Here is a 26,615-nt window from a genome sequence, read left to right on the forward strand (position 1 = left end):
ATATATGTTTAGACAAATATACGGTTTTTACAGCAAATAGCTTTCTATTTTTAATTTTATAGGTATTTTTGCCGGGGTATTAACATAAAGAAACGAGAGGATATGGAATCAATGAATGAAGATGCAAATACTGTAAAGGAACCGTCAAAACTCGTCACTTATCTGGTTGTTGCAGCAAAGATTATCGTTTATATACTTTTGATGCTGGGATTTACCGGAATGTTGGCAGCTGTTTGCATAAAACCGATCTCTTTTTTTAAGATAAGTGGAATTTTGGAAGAAGTTGTGATGCAGAGTACTTTTCTGGCCGGGAGTTTTTTGGCGGCTTGGACTCTGCTGAAGAATTGGGATCACCTTCCGATTGCGGATTTGGGATTATCCCTGAAAGGGCGTGCTAAAGACATCTTCTGGGGTACATTCGTTGCCCTGGCAATCTATGCTGTCGGATTTGGAATATTATATGCGATGGGAGAAGTTGAAATTGCTGCCGTGCACTTTAGCGCGTACGAATTGCTGCTGTCCTGGATATTAATGTTGCTGGTTGCCCTTACAGAAGAGATTGCATTTCGCGGTTTTGTTCTGAGGCATTTACTGATTGCAGGTGCCAATCGCTTTGTGGCATTGTTTCTTTCTTCTGCATTATTTTCCCTGATGCATATTTTTAATCCCAACTTTTCCCTGATCGCTTTTCTGAATATATTGTTGGCGGGAATTTTAATAGGTTCTACCTATATATATACGCGTAATTTATGGTTTGCCATCGCTCTTCATCTTTTCTGGAATTGGCTGCAAGGTCCGATTCTCGGTTTCGAAGTAAGTGGAGGAAGATTGGGCGGTACTTTATTGTCTTTAGAATTACCGGAAGAGAATATCATCAACGGCGGTACATTCGGTTTCGAAGGCTCCATCCTGTGCACCGCGTTGATGATTATTGCTATTGTGATTACTCTGAGATCAGCTTCAAAGCGATCCGTTTGCGATCCGTGTCCACACTCAATACCCGAACCCGGACATGCTGGTGAATAGATACAATCTCATTCGGATCAGAAACAAAACGGTCGGCAAGTTGTGAAAGATGAACCAAGCCGTTTTCTTTAATGCCTATATCCACGAAAGCGCCGAAGTTGGTTATATTACCTACAATGCCGGGAAGCTCCATACCCTCACGCAAGTCATTGATTGTACGCACATTCTTGTCAAATTCAAAAATCTTGATCGGACCTCGCGGGTCACGTCCCGGTTTGTCCAATTCTTGTAGAATATCCTTCAAAGTAGGCATGCCCACGGTAGGGGTAAGGTACTTTTCAGGTTGGATTTTCAGGCGCAGTTCCTTGCTGGTAATAAGCTCTGCCACGCTGCATCCCAAGTCTTTGGCCATTTGTTCTACTATACAATAGCTCTCCGGGTGGACGGCTGTGTTATCCAAAGGATTTTTGGCTTGCGGGATACGAAGGAAACCGGCACATTGCTCAAAAGCTTTGGCTCCCATACGCGGCACTTTCATCAGTTGTTTACGCGAAGTGAATGCACCATTTTCAGCACGGTAATTTACTATGTTCTGTGCCAGTTGAGGCCCTAAACCCGAAATGTAAGTCAGCAGGTGACTGCTTGCCGTATTTAGGTTTACTCCCACTAGGTTTACACAACTTTCTACGGTCAGGTCCAGTGATTTCTTTAATTTCGTCTGGTCTACATCATGCTGGTATTGACCTACACCGATGGATTTCGGATCGATTTTAACTAATTCAGCCAATGGGTCCATCAGTCGGCGGGCGATGGATACAGCCCCGCGCACTGTGACGTCGTATTCCGGAAATTCATCACGGGCAATCTTGGATGCAGAGTAAATGGAAGCCCCTTGCTCGCTTACAACAAATACCTGAATTTCCTGCCTGAAGGTCTGGTGTTTCAGAAACTCTTCTGTTTCACGACTTGCCGTTCCGTTTCCTACCGCTATGGCTTCTATCTGGTAAGCTTCTACCATCTTTTGTATTTTAGACACAGCCTCTGCGGTTTTGTGTACCGGAGCATGCGGGTAGATGTTCTCATTGTGCAGCAAATTGCCTTGCGCATCCAGACATACCACCTTGCAACCTGTACGGAATCCCGGATCGATGCCCATTACCCGCTTTTGTCCCAATGGAGAAGCAAGTAATAATTGGCGCAGGTTCTGAACGAATACCCGGATGGCTTCTTCATCCGCCTGCTCTTTACTTTGTGCGGCAAATTCCGTTTCGATAGAAGATTTCAGTAAACGCTTATAGGCATCCTGTACGGCTTCCGCTACTTGTTCTCCGCAAGCATTGTTGCTGCGGACGAAACGACGTTCCAGACGTTCCACACACTCTTCATCATCAGGGCTTATGCTGACTTTCAATAGCCCTTCGGCTTCGGCACGGCGAATAGCCAGCAATTGGTGTGAGGTGCATTTTTTCAGGGGTTTACTGAATTCAAAGTAATCCCGGTATTTATCAGCTTCACTCTCTTTTCCTTTCACCACTTTAGCCGTGATGACAGCTTGCCGGGAGAAGGCGAAGCGTACGGTGTTACGTGCCTGTTCGTCTTCACTGACCTGTTCTGCAATGATATCCCGTGCTCCTTTCAATGCATCTTCCGCATCTTTCACTTCTCCTTTGACGTATGCTTCTGCACGCTTCTCCGGATTCGGTTCCCGCTGTAACATCAGTAGAGTTGCCAAGGGTTCCAGACCTTTCTGGCGGGCTACTTCTGCACGCGTACGACGCTTGGGTTTGTAGGGTAGGTAGATATCTTCAAGAATGGTGCTGTCCCATGTTTCATCAATGCGCTTTTGTAGTTCAGGATTCATTTTCCCCTGTTCGTTGATAGTGCTGACGATGGTTTCTTTTCGTTTAGCCAGTTCATTCAGCTTCTCATATTGGGTTTTGATTGCTTCAATTTGCACTTCATCCAATCCTCCGGTAGCTTCTTTACGGTAGCGGCTGATGAAAGGAATAGTAGCTCCGTCTGCCAATAAATCGAGCGTATGGCCGATTTGTTTCTCAGAAATATTGAGGGCGGCAGAGATCATCCGGTGAAATAACTGTATCATGTTGAATCGTTTTTTTGAATAATGGGCGTCAAAGGTACGAAAGAATTATGCTTTTGCAAAGCATTGATCTGGTGTTTCTGCAATAAATATTTTTCTTTTGAAACAAAAAGTCAAGAGATCGTAAGCAAGAAGTTAATGCCTTGTTCCTTGGTGGAATCGATGTTCTCTTCTTTGTTCCCAAAAGGGACCAAGTCCGGGTTTCGGAAGTACCTCGGCCGTACCAACTCCGTATCAAATTCGGTTAGAGGTATCTCTATATGGGGATGATACGGAGCAAATATGGGCTTGAACCCTTTTTACTACGTCTCAGACAGAGTTCTGCTACCAACGAGATTCCTTGTAATTTCCAGATATCTTTGTGTTTCCGTGTCTCTGTGTCCGGAAAGATGAATTTTAAATTGATTTTTACTGCCCGCTGTATTATTATAGTTTAAATTCTGCAACTATTTTTCTGTTCTTATAACTTTATTGTATATTTGCCGAAACAATTCTATATTCACTGAATGGGCTTATTTAGGAAAATAATATATAGCTTTCTGCTTTTCTTACTGATATCCCACATTGGGTTTTCATCAGCCTTTGCGGTGACTGGAGAACACCCGGTATTGATTATCAGTTCATATAATCCGGACGCACGACAAACTTCTGGAAATATTTACGATTTTATGGAAGAATTTGAGCGGCTGGGAGGGGAGGCTCCGATATCTCTGGAAAATATGAACTGCAAAAGTTTCTCCGAAGCTCCTTTATGGAAAAGTAAAATGGAGGAACTTCTTGCTAAATACCAGGGAAAACGTTCGCCTGTACTACTTGTGCTGATTGGTCAGGAGGCTTGGACAGCTTATTTATCACAAGAAGATTCCATACGTGGAAATGTGCCGGTGCTGGCTGCACTGGCAAGCCGTAATGCCATTATTCTTCCGAATGATTCAGTCGATCTGAAAACATGGATGCCTGATGCAGTGGATTTCTTTAATGACTTTCCTAATTCTTTAGTGAAAGCCGGATTCGTTTATGAATATGATGTAGAAGCCAATATTAATCTGATAAAGAAGCTGTATCCGGAAACCAGGAATATTGCTTTTGTTTCCGATAATAGTTATGGTGGTGTTTCTTTGCAAGCACATGTGGTGGAAGAGATGAAAAAACACCCGGAACTGAACCTTATTCTGCTGGACGGACGAACGAATACGATTTATACCATAAGCGATAAATTACATGAATTGCCTCCCAACACAGCATTGTTACTGGGTACCTGGCGCGTAGATATGTATGACGGATACTTTATGCGCAATGCGACTTATACGATGATGGAGGCTGCTGGTGATGTTCCTACTTTTTCTATAACTTCTGTAGGTATAGGCTATTGGGCGGTAGGTGGAGTGATCCCCTCTTACCGGGCATTGGGTAAGGATATGGCGCATCAGGCAGTTCGTTTGTTGCAGGGACCGGACAGCAACCGGGTAGAAGTAGAGGTAATTCCGAATAAGATACAGATGGATAGCAAGATTGTGAAAGATAAGCGTTTGGATCTGTCTTCCATTCATCAGCCTATAGAAATGGTCAATGAAACTCCATCATTTTACGAACAATATAAATATCATATCTGGACTGTTGGTACGGTCTTGGTCGTATTGCTGAGTGGATTGTTTGTTTCTCTGTACTTCTACTATCATACCAAGAAACTGAAAGATGAACTGGAAGAGTCGGAGAGTGCTTTGAGAGAAGCGAAGGACCGTGCTGAAGAATCCAGTCGTTTGAAGAGTGCTTTCCTTGCTAATATGAGCCATGAAATCCGTACTCCGTTGAATGCGATTGTAGGATTCTCCGATGTGTTGGCTTCAGGAGGTATTTCGGTGGATGAACAGCAGGGATATGTCGATATTATTAAAACAAATTCGGACTTGTTGCTTCGCCTGATCAATGATATCCTGGATGTTTCGCGTCTGGAGGCAGATAGGGTTACGTTTACAATTGAGAAGTGTGATGTAGTACCACTGTGTCAGCAGGTATTAGCTTCCGTCAGTCAGGCTCGTAAATCGGAAAATGAGTTTATCTTTGAGTGTGACCGTGAGAGTGTGGATTTGCGGACGGATACCCAGCGTTTGCAACAGGTTATTATAAACTTACTCTCCAATGCCGATAAGTTCACCAGAAATGGTAAGATTACATTGAAGCTGGAAGTAGATGATGAGAAGAGAGTCGCTACTTTCTCTGTATCAGATACCGGTACAGGTATTCCGTTAGAAAAACAGAAACTGGTATTTGAGCGGTTTGAGAAACTGAATGAATATGTGCAAGGTACAGGATTGGGTTTATCTATCTGTAAACTGACTGTAGAGAAGTGGGGAGGAGAGATCTGGGTAGATTCCGGATATACAGATGGAGCAAGATTCGTATTTACACATCCATTTGAGATAGAACAACCAAATAAATAATTACTATGAAGAGATTTTACTTTTTTTTAGGGTGGATATTCTTCCTGACAGGAGCCGTGTTGGCTCAGGATAAAATAGTAAAGCTGAAAATTGTAGAAACCAGCGATATACATGGTAACTATTATCCTTATGACTTTATACTTCGACATGAGGCAGCGGGAAGTCTGGCGCGTGTGTATGAGTTTGTTCAGAAGGAACGTGAGACTTATAAGGATAACCTGCTGTTGTTGGATAATGGAGATATTCTGCAAGGTCAGCCTTGCGCTTACTATTATAATTATATTGATACCATTTCTCCGCATCTGGCTGCCGAAGTGTTGAATTACATGAAGTATAATGCTGGTAACATGGGAAATCATGATGTGGAAACCGGGCGTGCTGTGTTTGATCGTTGGGCAGGTGATTGTAATTTTCCCATTTTAGGCGCCAATATCATTGATACGGTTACAGGGAAAACGCACTTTAAGCCTTATGAAGTATTGGAACGGGATGGTGTTAAGATTGTAGTGCTGGGAATGATTACTCCTGCTATTCCTGTGTGGTTATCGGAAAACTTGTGGAAAGGTCTGCGCTTTGATGATATGGAAGAGACAGCTCGCAAATGGATGAAGATTATCCGTGAAAAAGAGAATCCGGATTTAGTAATCGGAACTTTCCATGCCGGACAAGATGCTTTATTAATGGGAGGTAAATATCGTGAGAATGCTTCACTGGAAGTGGCTCGTAACGTTCCTGGTTTTGATATTGTTTTGATGGGACACGATCATACCCGTGAATTGAAGAAGATTAAAAATGTTGAGGGAGACTCTGTGTTGATTATGGACCCGGCAAGTAAGGGAGGGGTTGTGGCGAATGCAGATGTTACTTTGAAATTGCGTAAGGGAAAAGTAGTCGAGAAACATATCAGCGGAGTGCTGACTGAGATGAAGAACTATACTGCAAACAAGGATTTTATGGCTCGTTTTGCTCCCCAGTTTAGTGATGTTCGGGATTTTGTGTCCAAGAAGATAGGAAGTTTCACTGAAACGATTTCTACACGCCCTGCTTATTTCGGTTCTTCTGCTTTTATTGATTTAATCCATATGTTACAACTTGAAATCACGAATGCAGAAATTTCTTTAGCTGCTCCTCTGTCGTATGATACCGAGATCAGCAAGGGTGATGTGTTTGTAAGCGATATGTTCAATCTGTATAAGTATGAAAATATGCTTTATACTATGAAGTTGTCTGGTAAGGAGATAAAAGATGCATTGGAGATGTCGTATGATTTGTGGACAAACCAGATGAAATCTCCTGATGACCATTTGTTGCTGCTTCGTGAGAAGCGTCGTGAAGGGGCAACGGATCGTGCTTCATTCAAAAACTTCAGCTTCAATTTTGATTCGGCTGCCGGTATCATTTATACGGTGGATGTAACGAAACCCAAGGGGGAAAAGGTGACTATAACCAGTATGGCGGACGGAACTCCTTTCTCTTTGGATAAAATGTATAAAGTAGCACTGAATTCCTACCGCGGTAATGGTGGAGGAGAATTATTGACTAAAGGCTCCGGTATTTCTCAGGATGAATTGAAAGATCGTATCCTGTTCTCTACGGATAAAGATTTGCGTTATTACCTGATGCAATATATAGAGAAGAAGGGTGTGATTGAGCCACATGCGTTGGGACAATGGAAGTTTATTCCGGAAGAATGGGTAGAGCCTGCTGCTAAACAGGATTATGAATACTTGTTTGGAAAAGTGGAAAAATAATCACTATCTTTGCAGTCGCAATTTTTAATAGAATGTAGGGACGTGAATAAAAAGATAAAGAGAATTATAGGGGCTGTATGCTTGTTGGTGCTGTTTGTGGCATATCAGACAAGTATTACAGCCTTTACTCATGTCCATTACGTCAATGGAGTGCTGATTACCCACTCTCATCCATTTCACGGTAAGCACACGCACTCTAAAAGTGAACTTGTCGTTATAGGTCGTTTGTCAACTTTCCAATCTCCGGAGGTTGATCTATATGAAGAACTGCACCCTATGCGGATACTTCTGGCTATGCTGGAAGCGGAAAAATTAACATCCTTGGTAAAGGAAGAATGGGGGCAGGTCGTTTCTCTTCGCGCTCCGCCGGCATTCGCGGCATAATCTTTTATCAAGCTTTCAGCTTGGAAAGCTACCGGTTAATATACCGAAAGGTACTTGTAGGTTGTAGCTCGTAGCTTGTCACTCATATTTTCAATACATACATTTTTGAGCGCAAATTAATGAAAAAACATATACTTGTGCTGGTGCTTGCTATGGCTTGCATCAGCCTCTATGCCGTAAATCCTATAAAGGAAGGCAACATGATTTCCGGTCACGTGATAGTGAAAGGAACAGAAGAAAATATACCCTATGCAACTATATTAATCAAAGAAAGCGGTCAGGGAACAGTCTCTAATGAAGAAGGTCAGTTCGAATTCCGTAAACTTCCTGCCGGGAAATACACGCTTCGCGTATCAGCGGTAGGTTATAAGACGCAGGAAAAAGAGGTAACTGTCAGTAAAGACTTTACTGCAGTCATACATTTCCAGATGCAGGAAGAGAGTTTCATGACGGATGAAGTAGTGGTATCTGCCAACCGTAATGAAGTGAGCCGTAAGGACGCTCCGGTAGTTGTCAATGTGATGAGTGCCAAGCTCTTTGAGATGGTGAATTCTACAGATTTGGCAAAGACGCTGAACTACCAGTCCGGCCTGCGTGTGGAGAACAATTGTCAGAACTGCGGTTTTCCACAAGTACGTATCAATGGTCTGGAAGGTCCTTATTCTCAGATATTAATAAATAGCCGTCCTATCATCAGTGCCCTTAGCGGGGTATATGGACTGGAACAGATTCCTGTGAATATGATAGAGCGTGTGGAGGTAGTGCGTGGTGGTGGTTCTGCTCTGTTCGGAGCGAATGCAGTAGGTGGTACTATCAATATCATTACTAAAGATCCTATCAGTAATTCTTTTCAGGTATCGAGCATGTTTTCGTGCATGGATGGAAAATCGTGGGAACAATATATGGGTGGTAACGTCTCCCTGGTTGCAAAAGATAATTCTTACGGTATTGCCCTGTATGAAAGCTATCGTAATCGTAACCCTTATGATCGTGATGATGATGGTTTCTCCGAACTTGGTAAACTGAATATGAATACTTTCGGTTTCCGTGCTTACTATCGCCCTACACATTTCAGCCGTATCAATCTGGAATATCATACTACTAATGAGTTCCGTCGTGGTGGTAATAAATTTGATCTGCAACCGCATGAATCGGATATTACGGAGCAAACTAAGCATATTATTAATAGTGGTGGTGTCAGCTATGATTTATTCTGGCGTGAATATAAACATAAGATTTCTCTTTATGGTTCTATTCAGCATACGGATAGAAACAGCTATTATGGAGCGCAACAGGACATGAATGCTTATGGTAAGACGGATGATCTGACCTGGATAGCTGGTGGCATGTATGTAGGCAATATGAACAACTGCTTCTTTGCTCCTGCTACTTTTACCGGTGGCCTTGAATATCAGAATAACTCCATGCATGATGTCATGACTGGTTATCATCGTGATATGAAGCAGGATGTACGGATAGCCAGTGCCTTTGTTCAGAATGAATGGAAGATGCGTCAGCTCACTATGCTGATGGGTGCCCGCCTCGATAAGCACAATCTGATAGACAAGTTGATTTTCAGTCCGCGTATCAATTTCCTTTATAAACCGACTGAGGATTTACAGGCGCGTCTGACGTATTCTACCGGTTTCCGTGCACCGCAGGCTTATGATGAAGATTTGCATGTGACAGCTGTAGGTGGTGAAGGCGTTCAGATTAAGTTGGCTGATAACCTCCGTGAAGAGCGTTCCAACAGTTACAGTGGTTCTGTGGACTGGAGTACACATCTCGGACACTGGCAAGCGAATATTTTGCTGGAAGGTTTTTATACTGACCTGCGCCATGTGTTCGTATTGGAAGATATCGGTAAGGATGATAACGGGGATAAAATCAAAGAACGTCGTAACGGTAGTGGTGCACGGGTATATGGTGTCAATCTGGATGCCAAATTGGCTCATGGCAAAGAAGCACAATTCCAGTTGGGATTCACCGCACAACGTAGCCGTTATATGGATGCCGAGGTCTGGACCAAAGTGGATGGTGAAGAATTAACTACCAAGCGCATGATGCGTACCCCGGATTATTATGGCTATTTCACTTTCTCTTCCGCACCATTGAAAAACTTCGATTTCTCTTTGTCAGGCATCTATACCGGAAAGATGATTGTTCCTCACTATGCTCCGGTAGATGCCCCGGAAGGTGCGTTCTGCAATATAGAAAAAGACCGTATGGAGAATACTCCCGATTTCTTTGATCTCAATCTGAAGTTAAATTACACCTTTGTTCTGCGTGATCACATCAAGTTGCAACTTAATGCCGGTGTACAGAATATTTTCAACAGCTTTCAGAAAGACCTGGATAAAGGTGAGTTCCGTGATTCCGGTTATTTTTACGGACCAACGCAGCCAAGGACATTCTTTATCGGCTTTAAAATTATGAATTAGGCTGAGGTCTAAATTTAATATTGCAAGTGTTTGCAAAATTATTGTATGGGCTTATGAATTTATTGCAAGAGCATAATTTCATAAGCCCTTTCTTGTTGAAATGTTCCCTTTTTCTTTTTTTTAGGATATTTCGGACGGTTTTCAGCGAAATATTGCTTAAGTTTGCCACGCAAATAAGAAAGGGAGATGAAAAATATAAAGAACGTAGATATTGCAACTATTCGCCGTTTTCCGGCAATGGATTTTATTGGGAATGATTTTGCCATATTCGACAATATAGGAGATATCCCTTTGTTCGGTTATCCTACACGCCTGAATGCATCCTGTCTGACACTCTGTATGAAAGGGCATTGCAAGATACGCATCAACCTGAAAGAACATGAGCTTACCGAAGGTGTTCTTGTAGTTACTTTGCCCGAACAGATTTTGCAGCAGGTAGAGCGTTCGGATGATTTCACCGGTGTTTTTATAGTTGTCTCCGGACAGTTTATAGATGATGTGCTCCCCACGGTACAGCAGTTATTTCCTCTGTTTTTTATGATTAAAGAGCAGCCCTGTGTGCGCCTCAATCCGGAACAAATGGAGGCTGTGCAGGAGTATTATTCTTTCCTCCAAAAGAAGGTAAAACTGAAAGACAATCCTTTCCGTAAAGAGATTACTCAGGGATTGATACTTTCTCTTTTCTATGAGATATATAGCATCTATCAAGGCAATGAGCCTACTGTCAGAAAAGTAAAAAGTAGGAAAGAGGATCTCTTTGAGCGTTTTGTCCGTGCAATTACAGAATCATACAAACAGGAACGCAGTGTTGCCTATTATGCCGACAAAATGTTCCTGACAGCCAAACATCTTTCTACAGCTGTAAAAGAAGTCAGTGGAAAGACTGCCGGAGAGTGGATAGACAGTCTTGTCATTCTGGAGGCAAAAGCTTTGTTGAAATCTTCCGAAATGAGCATTCAGGAAATCTCCGATGAACTGCATTTTGCCAACCAGTCTTTTTTTGGCAAATATTTCAAGCATCACACCGGAATGTCTCCGAAAGAATATCGTAAGCAATAAGCGTTAACTATTAATTATTAATTTTGCAGTGTGATAGCGCAGCCTTAATACCTAATATTTAATAATTAATATTTGAAATATACCCCCAAAAATAAGAAAACATGGAAAAAAGAGAAATTGACCTTGCTGTTTCCTGCTATGGAAAAGTGAAGGATGTGAAGTATGATGCTGTCATACTTCCCTGGGGCGCAACAGAGCCTCATAACTTACATCTTCCGTATCTCACCGATTGCATTTTGCCCCATGACATTGCTGTAGACGCCGCTACGCTGGCACTGGAACGTTCCGGTGTACGTTGTATGGTGATGCCTCCTGTTCCATTCGGCGCCCACAACCCCGGGCAGCGTGAACTTCCCTTCTGCATACATACCCGTTATGCCACCCAACAGGCTATTCTGGAAGATATTGTCGCTTCTCTTTATGCTCAGGGCATGCGTAAACTGATTATTGTCAGTGGGCATGGGGGGAATAATTTCAAAGGTATGATACGCGACCTTGCCTTTAGCTATCCGGACTTCCTGATTATTGCTACCGACTGGTTTAGCCTTGTTCCCACGAAAGGTTATTTTGAAGCTGAAATAGATGACCATGCCGGTGAACAGGAAACTTCCGTAATGATGCACTATCATCCGGAGCTGGTAAATCTGGATGAGGCAGGTGATGGGGATTCTAAGCCTTTTGCTATTTCCTCGTTGAACGAAAAGGTGGGTTGGGCACCGCGCCATTGGGATAAAGCCACAGTGGATAGCGGAGTAGGAAACCCCAAGAAAGCTACGGCCGAAAAAGGTGAACGCTATGTGAAGCCTATTATCGAAAAGCTTGCCAAGCTCTTCACGGAAGTAGGGCAGGGCGAACTTTACTAAGCGTAGCTTGTCACTTAGTTTAGTTACCTGTCGGTGTCTGCGATACCACACCTGAACGGGGCAAATGCCACACTTGGGCGACCACGAGGTGTGGCATTTGCCTTGCTGAGGTGTGGCAATTTACAGCATGCCCGAGCGTACGCGACTGAGGGTTTCGGGCGTCATCAGCAAATAAGATGCGATATGTGACAATGGTGCCCGTTTGATGACTTCCGGGTGGGTATGCATCAGCATATTGTAGCGTTCGCGTGCTGTTTCGAACCGCCAGGAGTCAGCTTTCACTTGAGATACGATGAGTGAATACTCCAGTATCTTGCGGTAGAACATATTGATTTCCCAAGAGATTTCTGTCAATCTCATGAATTTATCGTAGGGGAGGAGGTATACTGTGCAAGGTTCCAGAGCTTCTGCCATCAGGCGGGTAGGTTCTTGCTTCAATGTACTTTCTATACAGATGATGACACAGCCTTCGTAGGAAAAGTGCTCGGTGACGTCTTTACCGTTTTTGTAATAGAACTGACGCATCATGCCTTTACCCACAAATGCCATGTGGTGGCAGACTTGTCCTTCCTTGAATAGGAGTTCACCCTTTTCCAGCTCTTTGCGGATCAGAATTTCTTCTATCAGTTTTCTACCCTCAGGTGCCATACCCGGATAACGGGAATTCACAGTGGCATTAACTGTTTCTTTTAATAGTGTATCCATAATTGTTCGCTGGTATTAATAACCGTTTCCGGGCACAAAGGTAAGAAAGATTTGATTTAAATCAAACCTTCTGAAATGATTAGTGCTTAGCGACAAACCCCTTTGTTGTCCACTTCATGCTATACCAGCGTCGCACGAAGATGGCTCCCCGGATGTTTTCATCCAACAGAAAGGCAACCCACATACCACAGATGCCCCATTCCAAAGGAATGCCGAAGATGTATCCCAGTCCGACGGCAACGCTCCACTGAACCACCAGTCCGACGTAAAACGGATAGTTGACGTCGCCGGCTGCACGCAAGGCATTCGTGGCAAAAATATTGATAGGTCGTCCGATTTCAAGAATAACGTCGATGATGAGGATAGTAGTGCCCAGTCGGATGATCTCTTCGTTGGAAGTCAGCCAGTGGAAAATAGTGTTTCCAAAGACAGCAAGAACCGTGGAAAGTATGACGGTAATCATTACGGATTTCTTCATCACGTATTTTCCCATGAGGAAGGCGGCATGAGGTTTTCCCTCTCCGATGAGATGACCGATGCAGATGGCACCTCCTTGTGCCATGGCAATGCTGAAGAGGTAGGCGAACATGATAATGTTGACGCAGTAGGTACGGGTGGCCAGTGCCTCTACGCCCAGCATATTGATGAAGAAGGTAATCACTACTTGTGATGAACTGTAAGAGAGCTGTTCTCCGGCGGAAGGTAACCCTACTTTCATCAGGTTCTTTAGTTCTGTCCATGGGAATGGACGGAAATAAGCGATAGGGAAACGGTGGATATGCTTGCGGAACAGGATAATGAATAGCAGCACCATGGAAACTCCGCGGCTGAAAGCTGTGGAAATGGCAGCACCTTCTACGCCAAGTTCCGGGAAGCCGAAGCGACCGAAGATAAGGGAGTAGTTACCTATGATATTAAGTATGTTGACAACGACGGTTACCAGCATTGGATAGATGGCTTTGTTGGCACTACGCAGAGAGGCGGAAAGGGTCAGAGAGATAGCTTGGAAGAAAGCGAAGGCACCCACGATGCGCATATAGTCCATACCGTCTGTCATCAGTTCGGGAGTGAGTCCCATGAGGCGTAGAATCGGTCCGGCACAAGAAAAAAGGAACAAGCTGACAGAGATACCGATCACTATATTTACAAGAATGGATACACCGACTACTTGGACTACTTTCTTCTGCAAACGTGCACCGAGGTATTGGGAACAAAGAACGGAGGTGCCAAGATTGATAACCTCAAATACAAGGAAAGTAAGCATGATGATCTGGTTGACCACTCCTACGGCGGCAACGCTACTGTCTGAGTGGCGGCTCAACATAATAGTATCTACAGCACCCAGCATCATGATGAGCAGGGTCTCTATAAATATAGGGGCAGCGAGTTTGGCAAGTCGCTTTTTTAAGCTTTCCTGATGTATCATTTCGTATGTGTTTGAAATCCGGTGATGAAAAGTCGCGCAAAGGTACGGAATGGGAAGAGAAAAGAGATTGATATAGGTCAAATATTAGTTCTTCGGGGTATATCCTGATACAGTCTCATCAATACCTAATAAATTATTTTTTTAGTCTTTGCTTTTGACTTTTAGTAGATTACACCTTTTCCTGAAAAAAGTCAGAAAAAAATATAATGGAAAGATTTGCATAGTCCAAAAGTTTCCCATACATTTGCACCGCATTTGAGAAACAATGCAGGTTTAAGGAAGTGTGGGTGAGTGGCTGAAACCACCAGTTTGCTAAACTGACGTACGGGTAACTGTACCGGGGGTTCGAATCCCCCCGCTTCCGCAAACAGCCGGTGGATTCGTCTAACGGTTAGGACACATGCCTCTCACGCATGTAATACGAGTTCGATTCTCGTATCCACTACGGAAAATTTTAATGCACTCTTAGCTCAGCTGGTAGAGCAATTGACTCTTAATCAATGGGTCCAGGGTTCGAGTCCCTGAGGGTGTACGAGGAATAGAGCGGTCATTAAATAGATGACCGCTTTTTTTTATGCAATTATTCCTTTTCTCCGGGAAATACTTCCTATCTTTGCAGACTGAAATCAATAAAACGTAAACACATTGGATTGGTTATACAGTTTATTCGTTGAACATTCCGCCCTGCAGGCGGTTGTGGTGCTCTCGCTGATCTCTGCTATTGGTTTGGGACTGGGAAAGATACACATCTGCGGTATATCGTTAGGAGTGACGTTCGTGTTCTTTGCAGGTATCCTTGCCGGGCATTTCGGGCTGTCCATAGACCCGCAGATGCTGAACTATGCGGAGAGCTTCGGTCTGGTGATATTCGTATATGCACTGGGACTGCAGGTAGGTCCGGGCTTCTTCAGTTCGTTCCGTACAGGTGGCGTACAATTGAATATGCTGGCAGTAGGCGTGGTTTTGATCGGTACGCTGATGACACTGCTGGGAAGTTATGGATTGGGAGTCTCTCTGCCGGATATGGTAGGTATCCTTTGCGGAGCAACGACGAATACACCGGCTCTGGGAGCTGCGCAGCAAACGCTGAAACAGATGGGAATCGAAGCGAATACTCCGGCTCTGGGATGTGCGGTGGCATATCCGATAGGAGTAGTGGGAGTTATTCTCGGTATTCTGATGATACGTAAGGCACTGGTACGTAAAGCTGATTTAGAAGTCAAGGAGAAAGACGATGTGAATAAACCCTACATCGTTGCATTTCAGGTACACAATCCGGCAATCTTTAATATGAGTGTGAAGGATATAGCTCAGTTGAGTTATCCTAAGTTTGTGATTTCCCGTTTGTGGCGGGATGGGAATGTCAGCATCCCCACTTCTGAGAAAGTGATTAAGGAAGGCGACCGCTTGCTTGTTATTACTTCAGAAAGAAATGTTCCTGCCTTGACTGTTTTGTTCGGTGAGCAAGAAAACACGGACTGGAACAAGGAAGATATCGACTGGAATGCCATTGATAGCCAGTTGATCTCTCAGCGTATCGTGGTGACACGTCCGGAACTGAATGGAAAAAAACTCGGTTCACTCCATTTACGTAATCATTATGGTATCAATATCAGTCGCGTCTATCGTAGCGGGGTGCTGCTACTGGCTACGGCGGAACTTACCTTGCAATTGGGCGACCGGTTGACAGTGGTGGGTGAGGCCGCTGCCATACAAAATGTGGAAAGAGTTTTGGGAAATGCTGTGAAGAGTTTGAAGGAGCCTAATCTGGTGGCTGTATTCGTGGGTATTATCCTTGGTCTTGCCTTAGGAGCGATACCTATTGCCATCCCCGGTGTCAGCACTCCTGTAAAGCTGGGTCTGGCGGGTGGACCGATAATCGTAGGTATTCTTATCGGTACTTTCGGACCACGCATGCATATGGTGACTTATACAACCCGTAGCGCTAACCTGATGCTCCGTGCCTTGGGTTTGTCACTCTATCTGGCCTGTCTGGGACTGGATGCGGGGGCTCATTTCTTTGATACGGTATTCCGTCCGGAAGGATTGTTGTGGATAGCTATTGGCTGTGCACTAACCGTGGTTCCTGTGTTGATAATGGGAGTCATTGCTTTCCGTTGGATGAAGGTTGATTTCGGTTCGGTAGCCGGAATGCTGTGTGGAAGTATGGCGAATCCAATGGCATTGAACTATGTTAATGATACTATTCCCGGTGATAATCCTTCTGTTTCTTATGCTACGGTTTATCCGTTGTGTATGTTCCTGAGGGTGATTATCGCACAGGTATTGTTGATGTTTTTTTTAACTTAGAGTTGGACTGAAAACACAAGCCCGAATATAATTTGTAGATTGTAATTTGTAATTATTATGAGTAATATTACCCCTGAAAGCATCATGAGCGACTTGCGTTATTTGCAGTTGCTATCACGCAGTTTTCCGACGATTGCGGATGCCAGTACAGAAATTATTAACCTGGAAGCTATTCTGAACCTTCCGAAAGGGACAGAGCATTTCCTGACTGATATTCATGGCGAATATGAAGCATTTCAACATGTGTTGAAGAACGCTTCGGGAGCGGTGAAGCGGAAAGTGAATGAAATCTTCGGGCATACTTTACGTGAGAGTGAAAAGAAAGAAATATGCACCCTGATTTATTATCCTGAAGAAAAGTTGCAGTTGATCAAAGAGCAGGAAGCAGATCTGGATGACTGGTATCTGATTACGCTGAATCAGTTGGTGAAGGTATGCCAGAATGTTTCTTCCAAATATACACGCTCTAAAGTGCGTAAGGCGCTTCCGGCAGAATTCTCGTATATTATTCAGGAGTTGCTGCATGAATCGAGTGTGGAGCCTAACAAGCATGCCTATATCAATGTAATTATCAGCACTATCATTTCCACCAAACGTTCGGATGATTTCATCATTGCAATGTGTAATCTCATTCAGAGGTTGACGATTGACTCTCTGCACATTGTAGGTGATATTTACGACCGTGGTCCGGGAGCACACATCATTATGGATACACTTTGTGATTATCACAATTTTGATATTCAATGGGGAAATCATGATATTCTGTGGATGGGAGCAGCTTCTGGTAATGATGCCTGTATTGCCAATGTGATCCGTATGTCGATGCGTTATGCCAACCTGGCTACACTGGAGGACGGATATGGTATCAACCTGTTGCCACTTGCCACATTTGCCATGGATACGTATGCGGATGATCCCTGCACAATCTTCGCTCCGAAGATGAACTTTGCAGACGGTAATTATAATGAGAAGACTTTACGGTTAATTACGCAGATGCATAAGGCGATTACGGTGATACAGTTCAAGCTGGAAGCAGAGATTATAGACCGTCGTCCGGAGTTCGGTATGCAGAACCGGAAGTTACTGGATAAGATTGATTTTGAGAGAGGCGTCTTTGTATACGAGGGAAAGGAATATCCATTGCGTGACACAAACTTCCCGACCATAGATCCGGCTGATCCATATCGTCTGTCTGATGAGGAACGGGAGCTGATGGATAAAATCCATGCTTCGTTCATGAATAGTGAGAAGTTGAAGAAGCATATGCGTTGCCTGTTTACATATGGAGGAATGTATCTGGTTTGTAACAGTAATTTGCTGTACCATGCTTCTATGCCTTTGAATGAGGATGGTAGTTTCAAACATGTCCGCATTGGAAAGAAGGAGTATTGGGGCAGGAAATTATTGTGTAAGACAGACCTGTTGATACGTACGGCTTACTTCGATGAAGACGGTACGGAGGAGAAGAGTTTTGCATTGGATTATGTGTGGTATATGTGGTGTGGCCCGGATGCTCCATCGTTTGACAAAGATAAGATGGCGACTTTTGAACGCTATTTCATTGAAGACAAAGATTTGTCCAAGGAGACGAAAGGATATTATTATACTCTGCGTAACCGTGCTGATATTTGTGAACGCATTCTTGCGGAGTTTGAGGTTACAGGACCTCATTCACACATTATTAATGGTCATGTGCCCGTGAAGATTATTAAGGGTGAGAAACCGATAAAGGCGGATGGCAAGTTGCTGGTGATTGATGGTGGGTTTTCTAAGGCATATCAGCCGGAAACCGGTATTGCCGGATATACATTGGTGTATCATTCGCATGGCTTGCAGTTAGTGCAACACGAACCGTTTCAAAGCCGCCAGAAAGCTATAGAAGAGGGGCAGGATATCAAGTCTAATACCTTTGTCGTAGAGTTCAATTCACAACGTATGATGGTGAAAGATACGGATAAAGGAAAAGTACTGGTGACGCAGATACAAGACTTGAAGAAACTATTGGTGGCGTATAGGACGGGCTTTATAAAGGAGAAGAATTAGTATTTAAATAACACTACTCCTCCTTCCACAATCACCCCCTTATCATAAGTGCCCCCTTTGGTGTAGTAACGGCTGCTACCATAACCACCTGTTACGAATACACCTAAGCGGTCATTTAGACGGTATTCCAGATTGACACGTGCCTGGAGAGCGTAAAGGCGTGCAGGGAAGCCATAGTCTTTGTTCTTGAAGTTTTCGATATGCTGGAAGCCCAGGTCACCGCTGATAAATAATTGTTTGTATAGAGGAAGCTCAAGACCTGCACGATAAAAGAGAGAGGCTGAAAACTTATCGCTGAAATCCAGATAATGTGTACCACCACCTAAGATGGTATAGAACAGATTGTTCTTGAAACGAGCACCTACATTCAGCTTTGTTGCATTGCCTCCGAAAAGCATTAATTGCACTTTAGTACCCGGATTGGCATTGACCAGACCTAACTGGAAACCGTCGAAACTATTCTTATAATAGTTGACTAATCCAATCTGTACCCCTTTCCCTTTTCCGGCAAAATTGAAAGGGGCTATTTGTGCTCCTGTGAAATGTTCACCTACCACATTACCCAGACCGGATATCTGTAAACCTTGCATGTTTTCCCCTGTGATGTTACCTAAACCGCTGATTTGTACGCCTCGTAGATTTTCGCCTACAATGTTCAGCAAGCCGGAAGCAGTGATACCAATGAAATCTTCGCCTGAAATGTTAGCTAATCCTGCAATATGTGCTCCCGAAGAATTCTCTCCGGCAATGTTCAGGAGACCACCAATGAGAACACCACTGGCATTGTCTTCTACAATATTGGTAAGTCCGGAGAATATAACACCTTGTGCATGATTTCCTGTGATACCGACTAAGCCGGACAAGGATACACCACAGAGATTATCTCCATTCACATTGCTGATACCTGCTATCTGAACACCACACATGCTGCCTCCTACCAGGTTGGCAAGACCTGTAACCTGTACACCGTTCATGTCACGGTATACCACACTACCCAGTAGATTGATACCCACGCCGTTCAGACGGTTCATAGAAGAGAATAGGCCGAGGTTGAAACAAGTACTTCCTACAGTATCAGTCTGTTGTGTGGACATATTCTTCCACAGGGAGAGATTGATGCCGACAGGTTCTCTGTTTTTCTTGGTTGTTTCAGTCGATTTGTTGTCTGTAGCCTGTGCAGAAAGTGTTCCTGCAACTATCAGTAATGCAATAATAGATGGAAATAATCTTCTCATTTGAGATAATACTTTAATAAAGGTCAGTCGGTTAATTACAATCTTATCCCTTCGCTTCCTGATATAAGAATCGTTTAATGGAGCGTTTGGGAGTTTTCTCAAATTCTTCGGGATAGATTTTCATTTTGAATATCTGGCTGTATGCAGGCAGCATGGTGTTTAGCGTGGCACGGTTTTCTTCCATGACGCGTTCTATATCTGCGGTAGTCAGACCGTGTGCAAAGGCATCGTCGAAGTCCGGGTATACCAGTCCGACAAGCTTTTCATTCTGCTGTACGATAATGCTTTCGGCAACGTACGGCATGTTATTCAACTTATCTTCTATTTCTTCGGGGTATATATTTTGTCCACTGGAGCCGAGCAACATATTCTTGCTGCGTCCTTTAATGGTGATATTCCCTTCGGCGTCCATTAGTGCAAGGTCGCCTGTGTGCAGCCAACCGTCAGCGTCGATTGCTTCACGTGTGGCTTCTTCATTTTTATAGTATCCCAGCATAACATTTGGTCCGCGGCATACGATTTCCCCCGGTATATTTTCTGGGTCGGAAGAAAGCACTTTCACTTCCATACGCGGAACCGCTTTACCGCAGGAACCCGGTTTGAAGCGTGACCAGTCTTCGTAACAGATAATCGGACCACATTCTGTCATTCCATAGCCTACCGTGTAGGGGAATTCTATCATGTGAAGGAATTGTTCTACTTCCTGATTGAAAGCGGCACCACCTACGATGACTTCTGCAAAACGTCCGCCGAAAGCGCTGACTACTCCTTCGCGTACAGTTGCTTTAATCTTGTCATTGATGATGGGAACTTTCAATAATAGCTTCATGGTGGGGGTTTCCAGTTTCGGAAGCACGTTCTTCTTAATGATCTTTTCTATAATGAGCGGTACAGCCACTACAAGATGGGGCTTCACTTCCGAGAATGCCTGGAAAATGATTTTGGGGCTTGGCATGCGGGTTAGGAAGTAGATCTGACATCCTGCAGAGAACTCGTACAGGAATTCGAATGCTAACCCGTACATGTGTGCCATTGGCAACATGGAGATAATTTTGTCTCCGGCTTTTAATGGCAATACTTCGAATGCGAATGCTGTATTGGACCATAGGCTACGGTAGGGCAGCATTACCCCTTTGGAGTAACTCGTCGTTCCGGAAGTATAGTTGATGACTGCCAGTTCTTCGGGCTGATCTTTGTGGTATTCAACGTGTTCTTTACGGAAATTCTTGGGGTATTTCTTGCCGAACAGTTCGTTCAGATGTTCACGGGCGTAATCCAGTTTCTGTGTACGTGAGATGAGAATGGAGAAGTCCGTCATCAGAATGATACCTTCCAGGATAGTCATGGCAGATTCGTTGAGGTTTTCCCATACTTGATCGCCCACAAAGAGTAACTTAGCTTCGGAGTGATTGACAATGTTGTGTACATTGTCCGCTTTGAATTCATGAAGGATAGGAACGGCAACCGCTCCGTAAGTAAGTGTGGCAAGGAAGGTGACTCCCCAGTGTGAACTATTACGTCCACAGATGGCTATCTTATCGCCTTTTTTAATACCGCTTGCTTCGAAGATTAAATGTACTTTCTCTATTTTGCGGGCTACATCTTTGTATTGTAGGGTAGCGCCATTATAATCAGTCAGGGCATCAAGGTCCCAATTCTCTTTAATACTATTCTCAATATAGGCGATAAAGCTTTGTTCCATGATATTATATATTGCACATTTATTTGAAATTTGTGCAAATATAAGGCTTTATCAAAAGAAAGCAAATTTTTAGCTAAAAAAAGCGGGATGTGTATACAATTTAGCCCTGGCATATTAAAATATGACCAGGGCTATTGAAATATTTACGATTTTAAATACCAATGATAGATGCGTTGTACGCCTTCTTCTATTTCTACTTTGTGGTGCCAACCCAGAGAATGTAGTTTTGAAGGGTCGGTCAGTTTACGCATGGTGCCGTCCGGCTTGCTACTATCAAAAGTCAGTTGGCCTTTGTAACCTACAGTAGAAACAATCAGTTCGGCAAGGTTGCGGATGGATATCTCTTTACCTGTACCTATGTTGATGTGGCAGTTACGAATATCTTTATCGCCTGGTTTATAGGTGTCTTTGAAGTCTACATGTTCCATGACGAATACACTGGCATCTGCCATTTCTTCGCTCCAAAGGAATTCGCGAAGCGGTGTACCGGTACCCCAAAGTTTCACTTCATTGTCACTGATACCATATTTAGCAAGAATGGCGAGAATATCCTCTTTGCTATCGGTTCCGTCAATGCCTTCTACGGGACGGAGATCCAGGTCTTTGCGTATGGCATCCCAATCACCTTGTTTCAGACAATGGGCAAGGTGTATCTTGCGGATCATGGCAGGAAGCACATGACTGCGTTCCAGATCGAAATTATCGTTCGGACCATAGAGGTTGGTAGGCATTACAGCAATATAGTTCGTACCGTATTGCAGGTTGAAGCTTTCGCACATTTTCAGTCCGGCAATCTTAGCTATGGCATAGGGTTCATTGGTGTATTCCAGAGGAGAGGTAAGAAGTACTTCTTCTTTCATGGGTTGCTCGGCATCGCGTGGATAGATGCACGTGCTGCCCAGGAAGAGGAGTTTTTTTACATTGTGGCGGAAACTTTCTCCGATGACGTTCTGTTGTATTTGCAGGTTCTTGTAGATGAAATCAGCACGATAGATACTGTTGGCCATGATACCGCCTACGAAAGCGGCAGCAAGGAATACATATTCCGGTTGTTCTTCATCAAAGAATCTACGAACGGCAATGGCGTCCAGTAAGTCGACTTCTTTGTGGGTTTTGCCAATAAGATTGGTATATCCTTTATCTTGCAGGTTCTTCCAGATAGCAGAACCCACCAGACCCCGATGGCCTGCTACATAGATTTTGGCGTTTTTGTCTAACATTATATTTTAGAGTTTTATGTGTTAACTCTCTTGCGATCTCAGATACAGCTTTCTCACAAACTTCATGTCATGCGTTGCCATAATCTTCACGAGATCTTCAAAGCTGGTTTGTCTTGGGTTCCAGCCCAAAAGTGTTTTGGCTTTGGTAGGATCACCCAGCAATTGCTCTACTTCGGAAGGACGGAAGTATTTTGAATCTACTTCTACAATGACTTTGCCTGTCTTCACATCAATGCCTTTTTCCTCGACACCTTCACCTTCCCAGCGCAGTTCTATACCTACTTCCTCAAAAGCGAGTGTGGCAAACTCACGAACAGTATGCATTTCTCCTGTGGCAATCACGAAATCTTCCGGTGTATCATGCTGAAGGATGAGCCACATGCACTCTACATAATCTTTCGCGTATCCCCAGTCACGGCGTGCATCCAGGTTACCTAAATACAATTTATCCTGAAAACCTTGTGCTATGCGTGCAGCAGCCAGCGTAATCTTGCGGGTTACAAATGTCTCGCCTCTGCGTTCACTTTCATGATTGAAAAGAATACCGTTCACAGCAAACATCCCGTAGCTTTCACGGTAGTTCTTGGTAATCCAGAATCCATATTGCTTGGCTACTCCATAGGGGCTGCGGGGGTAGAAAGGTGTTGTCTCCTTCTGGGGAACTTCCTGTACTTTTCCGAAGAGTTCCGAAGTGGATGCCTGGTAAATCTTTGTTTTTTTCTCCATGCCAAGGATGCGGACAGCTTCCAGCATACGAAGTGTACCGATGGCGTCCGCTTCAGCTGTGTATTCCGGTACATCAAAGGATACCTTTACATGACTTTGTGCAGCAAGATTATAGATTTCATCCGGTTGTACTTGCTGAATGATCCGGATGAGCGAACTGCTATCTGTCATATCACCGTAATGCAGGTTGATAGTACGTTTCTGTTTCATGTCGCGCACCCATTCGTCGAAGTACAAGTGTTCGATACGTCCTGTATTGAATGAGGATGAACGGCGGAGAATACCGTGAACTTCATATCCTTTTTGTAATAAGAATTCGGCAAGAAACGAACCGTCCTGACCTGTTATTCCGGAGATTAGAGCTGTTTTCATATTGTAGGCTTCGTTATAAATTGATTTTAAGAGGACAAAATTCGTTGTTTTTTACGAGAAAACAAAACTTTTTTCATTTATATATCTTATCTACTACTAACGCAATCGCTCCGTCTCCCGTCACATTACAGGCAGTACCGAAGCTATCCATCGCAATGTAGAGTGCAATCATCAATGCCTGTGCCGATTCATCGAAACCAAGCATGGACTGCAATATACCCAAAGATGCCATAATAGCACCACCAGGAACTCCGGGAGCCGCTACCATAGTGATTCCCAGCATGAAAATAAAACCGGCAAATAACGGAAAATCAAAAGAAATCCCCTGCATCATCATCAGGGCAAGGGCACATGCGACTATCTTGAGCGTACTTCCGGATAGATGTATCGTAGCACAAAGTGGAATCACAAAACCTGCTATGTCAGATGATACTCCATTCTTTTTTGTCTGTTCCAATGTGACAGGAATAGTGGCAGCAGAAGACTGTGTGCCTAAGGCGGTGAAATAGGCAGGTATCATCCGTCCCAATAATTTAAAGGGATTCTTACGGACGAATAGTGCAGCTATGCAATACTGGAATACTAACAGGAAGATGTGTAGCAGGAAGATCACACCGATTATCTTTATGAAGACCATTAATACGGAGAATACCTGTCCCGAATGTGTCATATTAAGGAATATACCGAATATGTAAATAGGGAGCAATGGCAGAATGACTGCACTGATCATGCGAACAATAATTTCCTGGAAATCGCGTGCAGCATTCTTCAACGTATCGTTTTTCAGTTGAGCAAGCCCAAGTCCTAACATGAAAGCTAATACCAGAGCTGTCATAACATTCATCAGCGGAGGTATGGCAACAGAAAAGAAAGGCAATATGCCTTGCGCTTCACTGACTTCTTCCAGCGGAACTCCGGGTTCTATCAGGTGAGGAAATACTGTTACACCAGTAAAGTAAGACAAGAAACCGGAAAATAAGGTTGCCCCGTAAGCAATCAGTGCTGTAATTAATAATAGTTTTCCGGCACCTTTACCAATATCGGCAATTGCCACTGTCACCAACCCTACAATAATAAGTGGTATGGAGAAGTTCAGGAACTCACTGAAAATACTGTTGAACGTAACGAAAAAGCGTACCATACCTCCGGGAAGAAAATTACCCAAAAGAATGCCCAATGCTATGGCTATTATGATACGCGGCAGTAGTCCGATATGTAGTTTTTTCATAAATCTGTATTTAAGTTTTTCAGGTGAAATGTAGTCATGTTTGCAAAAGTACGATTTTTATTCGAAATTCATACGAACAAATGCCCTTGGCATATTGTTTCCATTTCAATGAAACAATAACAAAAAAATGCAAGTTATGACCAAAAACAAACAAAAGACAGACATCGGCTTAATTGGACTTGCCGTAATGGGGGAGAATCTGGCCTTGAACATGGCAGATAAGGGATGGCACGTATCCGTGTATAATCGGACCGTTCCGGGAGTAGAAGAAGGTGTGGTAGAACGCTTTACCAATGGCCGTGCCAAAGGAAAGACTATTGAAGGATATACTGAAATACCCGATTTTGTGGAGTCCATTTCTACACCGCGCAAAATCATGATGATGGTTCGTGCGGGCAATGCGGTAGATGAGTTGATGGAACAGCTTTTTCCGTATCTTTCTCCGGGAGACATACTAATAGATGGTGGAAATTCAAATTACGAAGATACCAATCGTCGTGTGGCATTGGCTGAACAGAAAGGTTTTCGTTTTGTCGGAGCTGGTGTTTCCGGCGGAGAAGAAGGGGCGCTGAATGGTGCTTCTATTATGCCGGGTGGTTCTGTTACTGCATGGGATGAAGTGAAACCCATTCTGCAAAGTATCGCTGCACGTGCTGCCGATGGTACTCCTTGCTGTGATTGGATTGGTCCGGCTGGTTCGGGACACTTTGTCAAGATGATACATAATGGTATCGAGTATGGCGATATGCAGCTGATTGCCGAAGCCTACTGGGTGATGAAGAATCTATTGCAACTGGATAATGAAGAGATGGCTTCTGTATTTGCTCATTGGAATGAGGGTAAATTGCGCAGTTATCTGATAGAAATCACTGCCAACATTTTACGCCATAAAGATAAGGCAGGTGGATATCTGATTGATAAGATTTTGGATACTGCCGGACAGAAAGGTACTGGTAAATGGTCTGTTATCAATGCTATGGAACTGGGAATGCCCTTGGGACTGATTGCTACGGCTGTTTTTGAGCGTAGCCTTTCGGCACAGAAAAATCTGCGTGAAGCGGCTTCCAAGCAATTCGTTTGCCAGCGTTCACAAGTGGTATATAATAAACCGGAACTGGTGAAGGATATTTATTCGGCCTTGTATGCTTCCAAATTGGTATCTTATGCACAAGGTTTTGCTGTATTGCAAAAGGCATCCGAAACTTTCGGTTGGGATCTCGATCTGGCATCCATTGCCCGTATGTGGCGTGGTGGTTGTATTATTCGTAGCGTATTCTTGAATGATATAGCCGCAGCTTTTGAAGCATCACAGAAGCCGAAGCACTTGCTGCTTGCTCCTTACTTCCGGGAAGAAATTAAAGAATTGCTTTCGGGCTGGAAGCATCTTGTAGCTCATGCAATGAAAGAAGAACTGCCTGTTCCTGCTTTCTCTTCTGCACTGAACTATTTCTATTCACTGGTATCTGCGAAGTTACCTGCCAATATGATTCAGGCACAACGCGATTACTTTGGTGCGCATACTTTCGAACGTACTGATGAACTTCGCGGGCAATTCTTCCATGAGAATTGGACCGGACATGGCGGAGATACAAAATCAGGTACTTATAATGTATAAGCAATGATTAGTGATCACTAATAAAAT

At 43.7% G+C, this 26,615-nt stretch carries 18 protein-coding genes and 3 tRNA genes; 13 read left to right on the forward strand and 8 right to left on the reverse strand.

The genetic code is table 11. The features are described from left to right. Positions 1 to 102 precede the first annotated feature (102 nt). Entirely contained in the window at positions 103 to 1,026 is a 924-nt protein-coding gene (locus tag DW182_RS02140) for a CPBP family intramembrane glutamic endopeptidase (protein WP_233564060.1), read from the forward strand. Here the strand turns inward: DW182_RS02140 and DW182_RS02145 are convergent. Then, positions 944 to 3,070, reverse strand: coding sequence for a Tex family protein (locus DW182_RS02145; protein ID WP_118294489.1), 2,127 nt, complete (start codon positions 3,068 to 3,070; stop codon positions 944 to 946). The two genes, DW182_RS02140 and DW182_RS02145, sit on opposite strands and share 83 nt — an antisense overlap. Positions 3,071 to 3,573: 503 nt before the next feature. Here DW182_RS02145 and DW182_RS02150 point away from each other — a divergent pair. From DW182_RS02150 to DW182_RS02175, 6 genes are all read left to right on the forward strand, one after another. After that, positions 3,574 to 5,508, forward strand: coding sequence for a HAMP domain-containing sensor histidine kinase (locus DW182_RS02150; protein ID WP_118294490.1), 1,935 nt, complete (start codon positions 3,574 to 3,576; stop codon positions 5,506 to 5,508). Between the two features lie 5 nt (positions 5,509 to 5,513). Continuing rightward, complete coding sequence (locus DW182_RS02155) at positions 5,514 to 7,259, forward strand: bifunctional UDP-sugar hydrolase/5'-nucleotidase (protein ID WP_118294491.1); 1,746 nt, start codon at positions 5,514 to 5,516, stop codon at positions 7,257 to 7,259. Between the two features lie 42 nt (positions 7,260 to 7,301). Beyond that, positions 7,302 to 7,643, forward strand: a complete 342-nt coding sequence (locus DW182_RS02160) for a hypothetical protein (protein ID WP_118294541.1) — start codon at positions 7,302 to 7,304, stop codon at positions 7,641 to 7,643. A gap of 119 nt (positions 7,644 to 7,762) precedes the next feature. Beyond that, on the forward strand, positions 7,763 to 10,084 hold the full coding sequence (locus DW182_RS02165) for a TonB-dependent receptor (RefSeq protein ID WP_118294492.1): 2,322 nt from the start codon (positions 7,763 to 7,765) through the stop codon (positions 10,082 to 10,084). Positions 10,085 to 10,270: 186 nt separating this feature from the next. Beyond that, positions 10,271 to 11,143 carry a helix-turn-helix domain-containing protein gene (locus DW182_RS02170; protein WP_115501775.1) on the forward strand — a complete coding sequence of 291 codons (873 nt, stop codon included), beginning with the start codon at positions 10,271 to 10,273 and terminating at the stop codon, positions 11,141 to 11,143. A 101-nt stretch (positions 11,144 to 11,244) separates the two neighbouring features. Then, a complete protein-coding gene (locus DW182_RS02175; protein WP_118294493.1) occupies positions 11,245 to 12,006 on the forward strand; it encodes a creatininase family protein in 762 nt (253 codons plus the stop codon). A 120-nt stretch (positions 12,007 to 12,126) separates the two neighbouring features. Here the strand turns inward: DW182_RS02175 and DW182_RS02180 are convergent, their stop codons facing one another. Continuing rightward, a complete protein-coding gene (locus tag DW182_RS02180; RefSeq protein ID WP_118294494.1) occupies positions 12,127 to 12,711 on the reverse strand; it encodes a Crp/Fnr family transcriptional regulator in 585 nt (194 codons plus the stop codon). A 79-nt stretch (positions 12,712 to 12,790) separates the two neighbouring features. Next, the gene (locus DW182_RS02185; RefSeq protein WP_118294495.1) at positions 12,791 to 14,137 is read right to left on the reverse strand and encodes an MATE family efflux transporter; all 1,347 of its coding nucleotides are present in this window, start codon (positions 14,135 to 14,137) and stop codon (positions 12,791 to 12,793) included. A gap of 277 nt (positions 14,138 to 14,414) precedes the next feature. Here DW182_RS02185 and DW182_RS02190 point away from each other — a divergent pair. From DW182_RS02190 to DW182_RS02210, 5 genes are all read left to right on the forward strand, one after another. Then, a tRNA-Ser gene (locus DW182_RS02190) sits at positions 14,415 to 14,501 on the forward strand. 9 nt (positions 14,502 to 14,510) lie between these two features. After that, a tRNA-Glu gene (locus DW182_RS02195) sits at positions 14,511 to 14,582 on the forward strand. 14 nt (positions 14,583 to 14,596) lie between these two features. Then, positions 14,597 to 14,669 (forward strand) — tRNA-Lys (locus tag DW182_RS02200). 113 nt (positions 14,670 to 14,782) lie between these two features. Further along, a complete protein-coding gene (locus tag DW182_RS02205) occupies positions 14,783 to 16,447 on the forward strand; it encodes a putative transporter (protein ID WP_118294496.1) in 1,665 nt (554 codons plus the stop codon). Between the two features lie 57 nt (positions 16,448 to 16,504). Continuing rightward, positions 16,505 to 18,490, forward strand: coding sequence for a fructose-1,6-bisphosphatase (locus DW182_RS02210; protein WP_118294497.1), 1,986 nt, complete (start codon positions 16,505 to 16,507; stop codon positions 18,488 to 18,490). Here DW182_RS02210 and DW182_RS02215 read toward each other — a convergent pair. From DW182_RS02215 to DW182_RS02235, 5 genes are all read right to left on the reverse strand, one after another. Continuing rightward, positions 18,487 to 19,725: an LA_2272 family surface repeat-containing protein gene (locus tag DW182_RS02215; protein ID WP_118294498.1), complete on the reverse strand. Its 1,239-nt coding sequence runs from the start codon at positions 19,723 to 19,725 to the stop codon at positions 18,487 to 18,489. The two genes, DW182_RS02210 and DW182_RS02215, sit on opposite strands and share 4 nt — an antisense overlap. 43 nt (positions 19,726 to 19,768) lie before the next feature. Beyond that, positions 19,769 to 21,427 carry an AMP-binding protein gene (locus DW182_RS02220; protein ID WP_118294499.1) on the reverse strand — a complete coding sequence of 553 codons (1,659 nt, stop codon included), beginning with the start codon at positions 21,425 to 21,427 and terminating at the stop codon, positions 19,769 to 19,771. 143 nt (positions 21,428 to 21,570) lie between these two features. Then, on the reverse strand, positions 21,571 to 22,647 hold the full coding sequence (locus DW182_RS02225; protein ID WP_118294500.1) for a GDP-L-fucose synthase: 1,077 nt from the start codon (positions 22,645 to 22,647) through the stop codon (positions 21,571 to 21,573). 21 nt (positions 22,648 to 22,668) lie between these two features. After that, positions 22,669 to 23,745: a GDP-mannose 4,6-dehydratase gene (gene gmd, locus DW182_RS02230; protein WP_118294501.1), complete on the reverse strand. Its 1,077-nt coding sequence runs from the start codon at positions 23,743 to 23,745 to the stop codon at positions 22,669 to 22,671. A gap of 73 nt (positions 23,746 to 23,818) precedes the next feature. Further along, positions 23,819 to 24,973 carry a dicarboxylate/amino acid:cation symporter gene (locus tag DW182_RS02235; protein ID WP_118294502.1) on the reverse strand — a complete coding sequence of 385 codons (1,155 nt, stop codon included), beginning with the start codon at positions 24,971 to 24,973 and terminating at the stop codon, positions 23,819 to 23,821. Between the two features lie 127 nt (positions 24,974 to 25,100). Here DW182_RS02235 and gnd point away from each other — a divergent pair, with 127 nt between their 5' ends. Next, positions 25,101 to 26,588, forward strand: a complete 1,488-nt coding sequence (gene gnd / locus DW182_RS02240) for a decarboxylating NADP(+)-dependent phosphogluconate dehydrogenase (protein WP_118294503.1) — start codon at positions 25,101 to 25,103, stop codon at positions 26,586 to 26,588. Positions 26,589 to 26,615 lie beyond the last annotated feature (27 nt).

Source organism: Bacteroides sp. AM16-24, from assembly GCF_003471885.1.
Classification (GTDB): Bacteria; Bacteroidota; Bacteroidia; order Bacteroidales; family Bacteroidaceae; genus Bacteroides.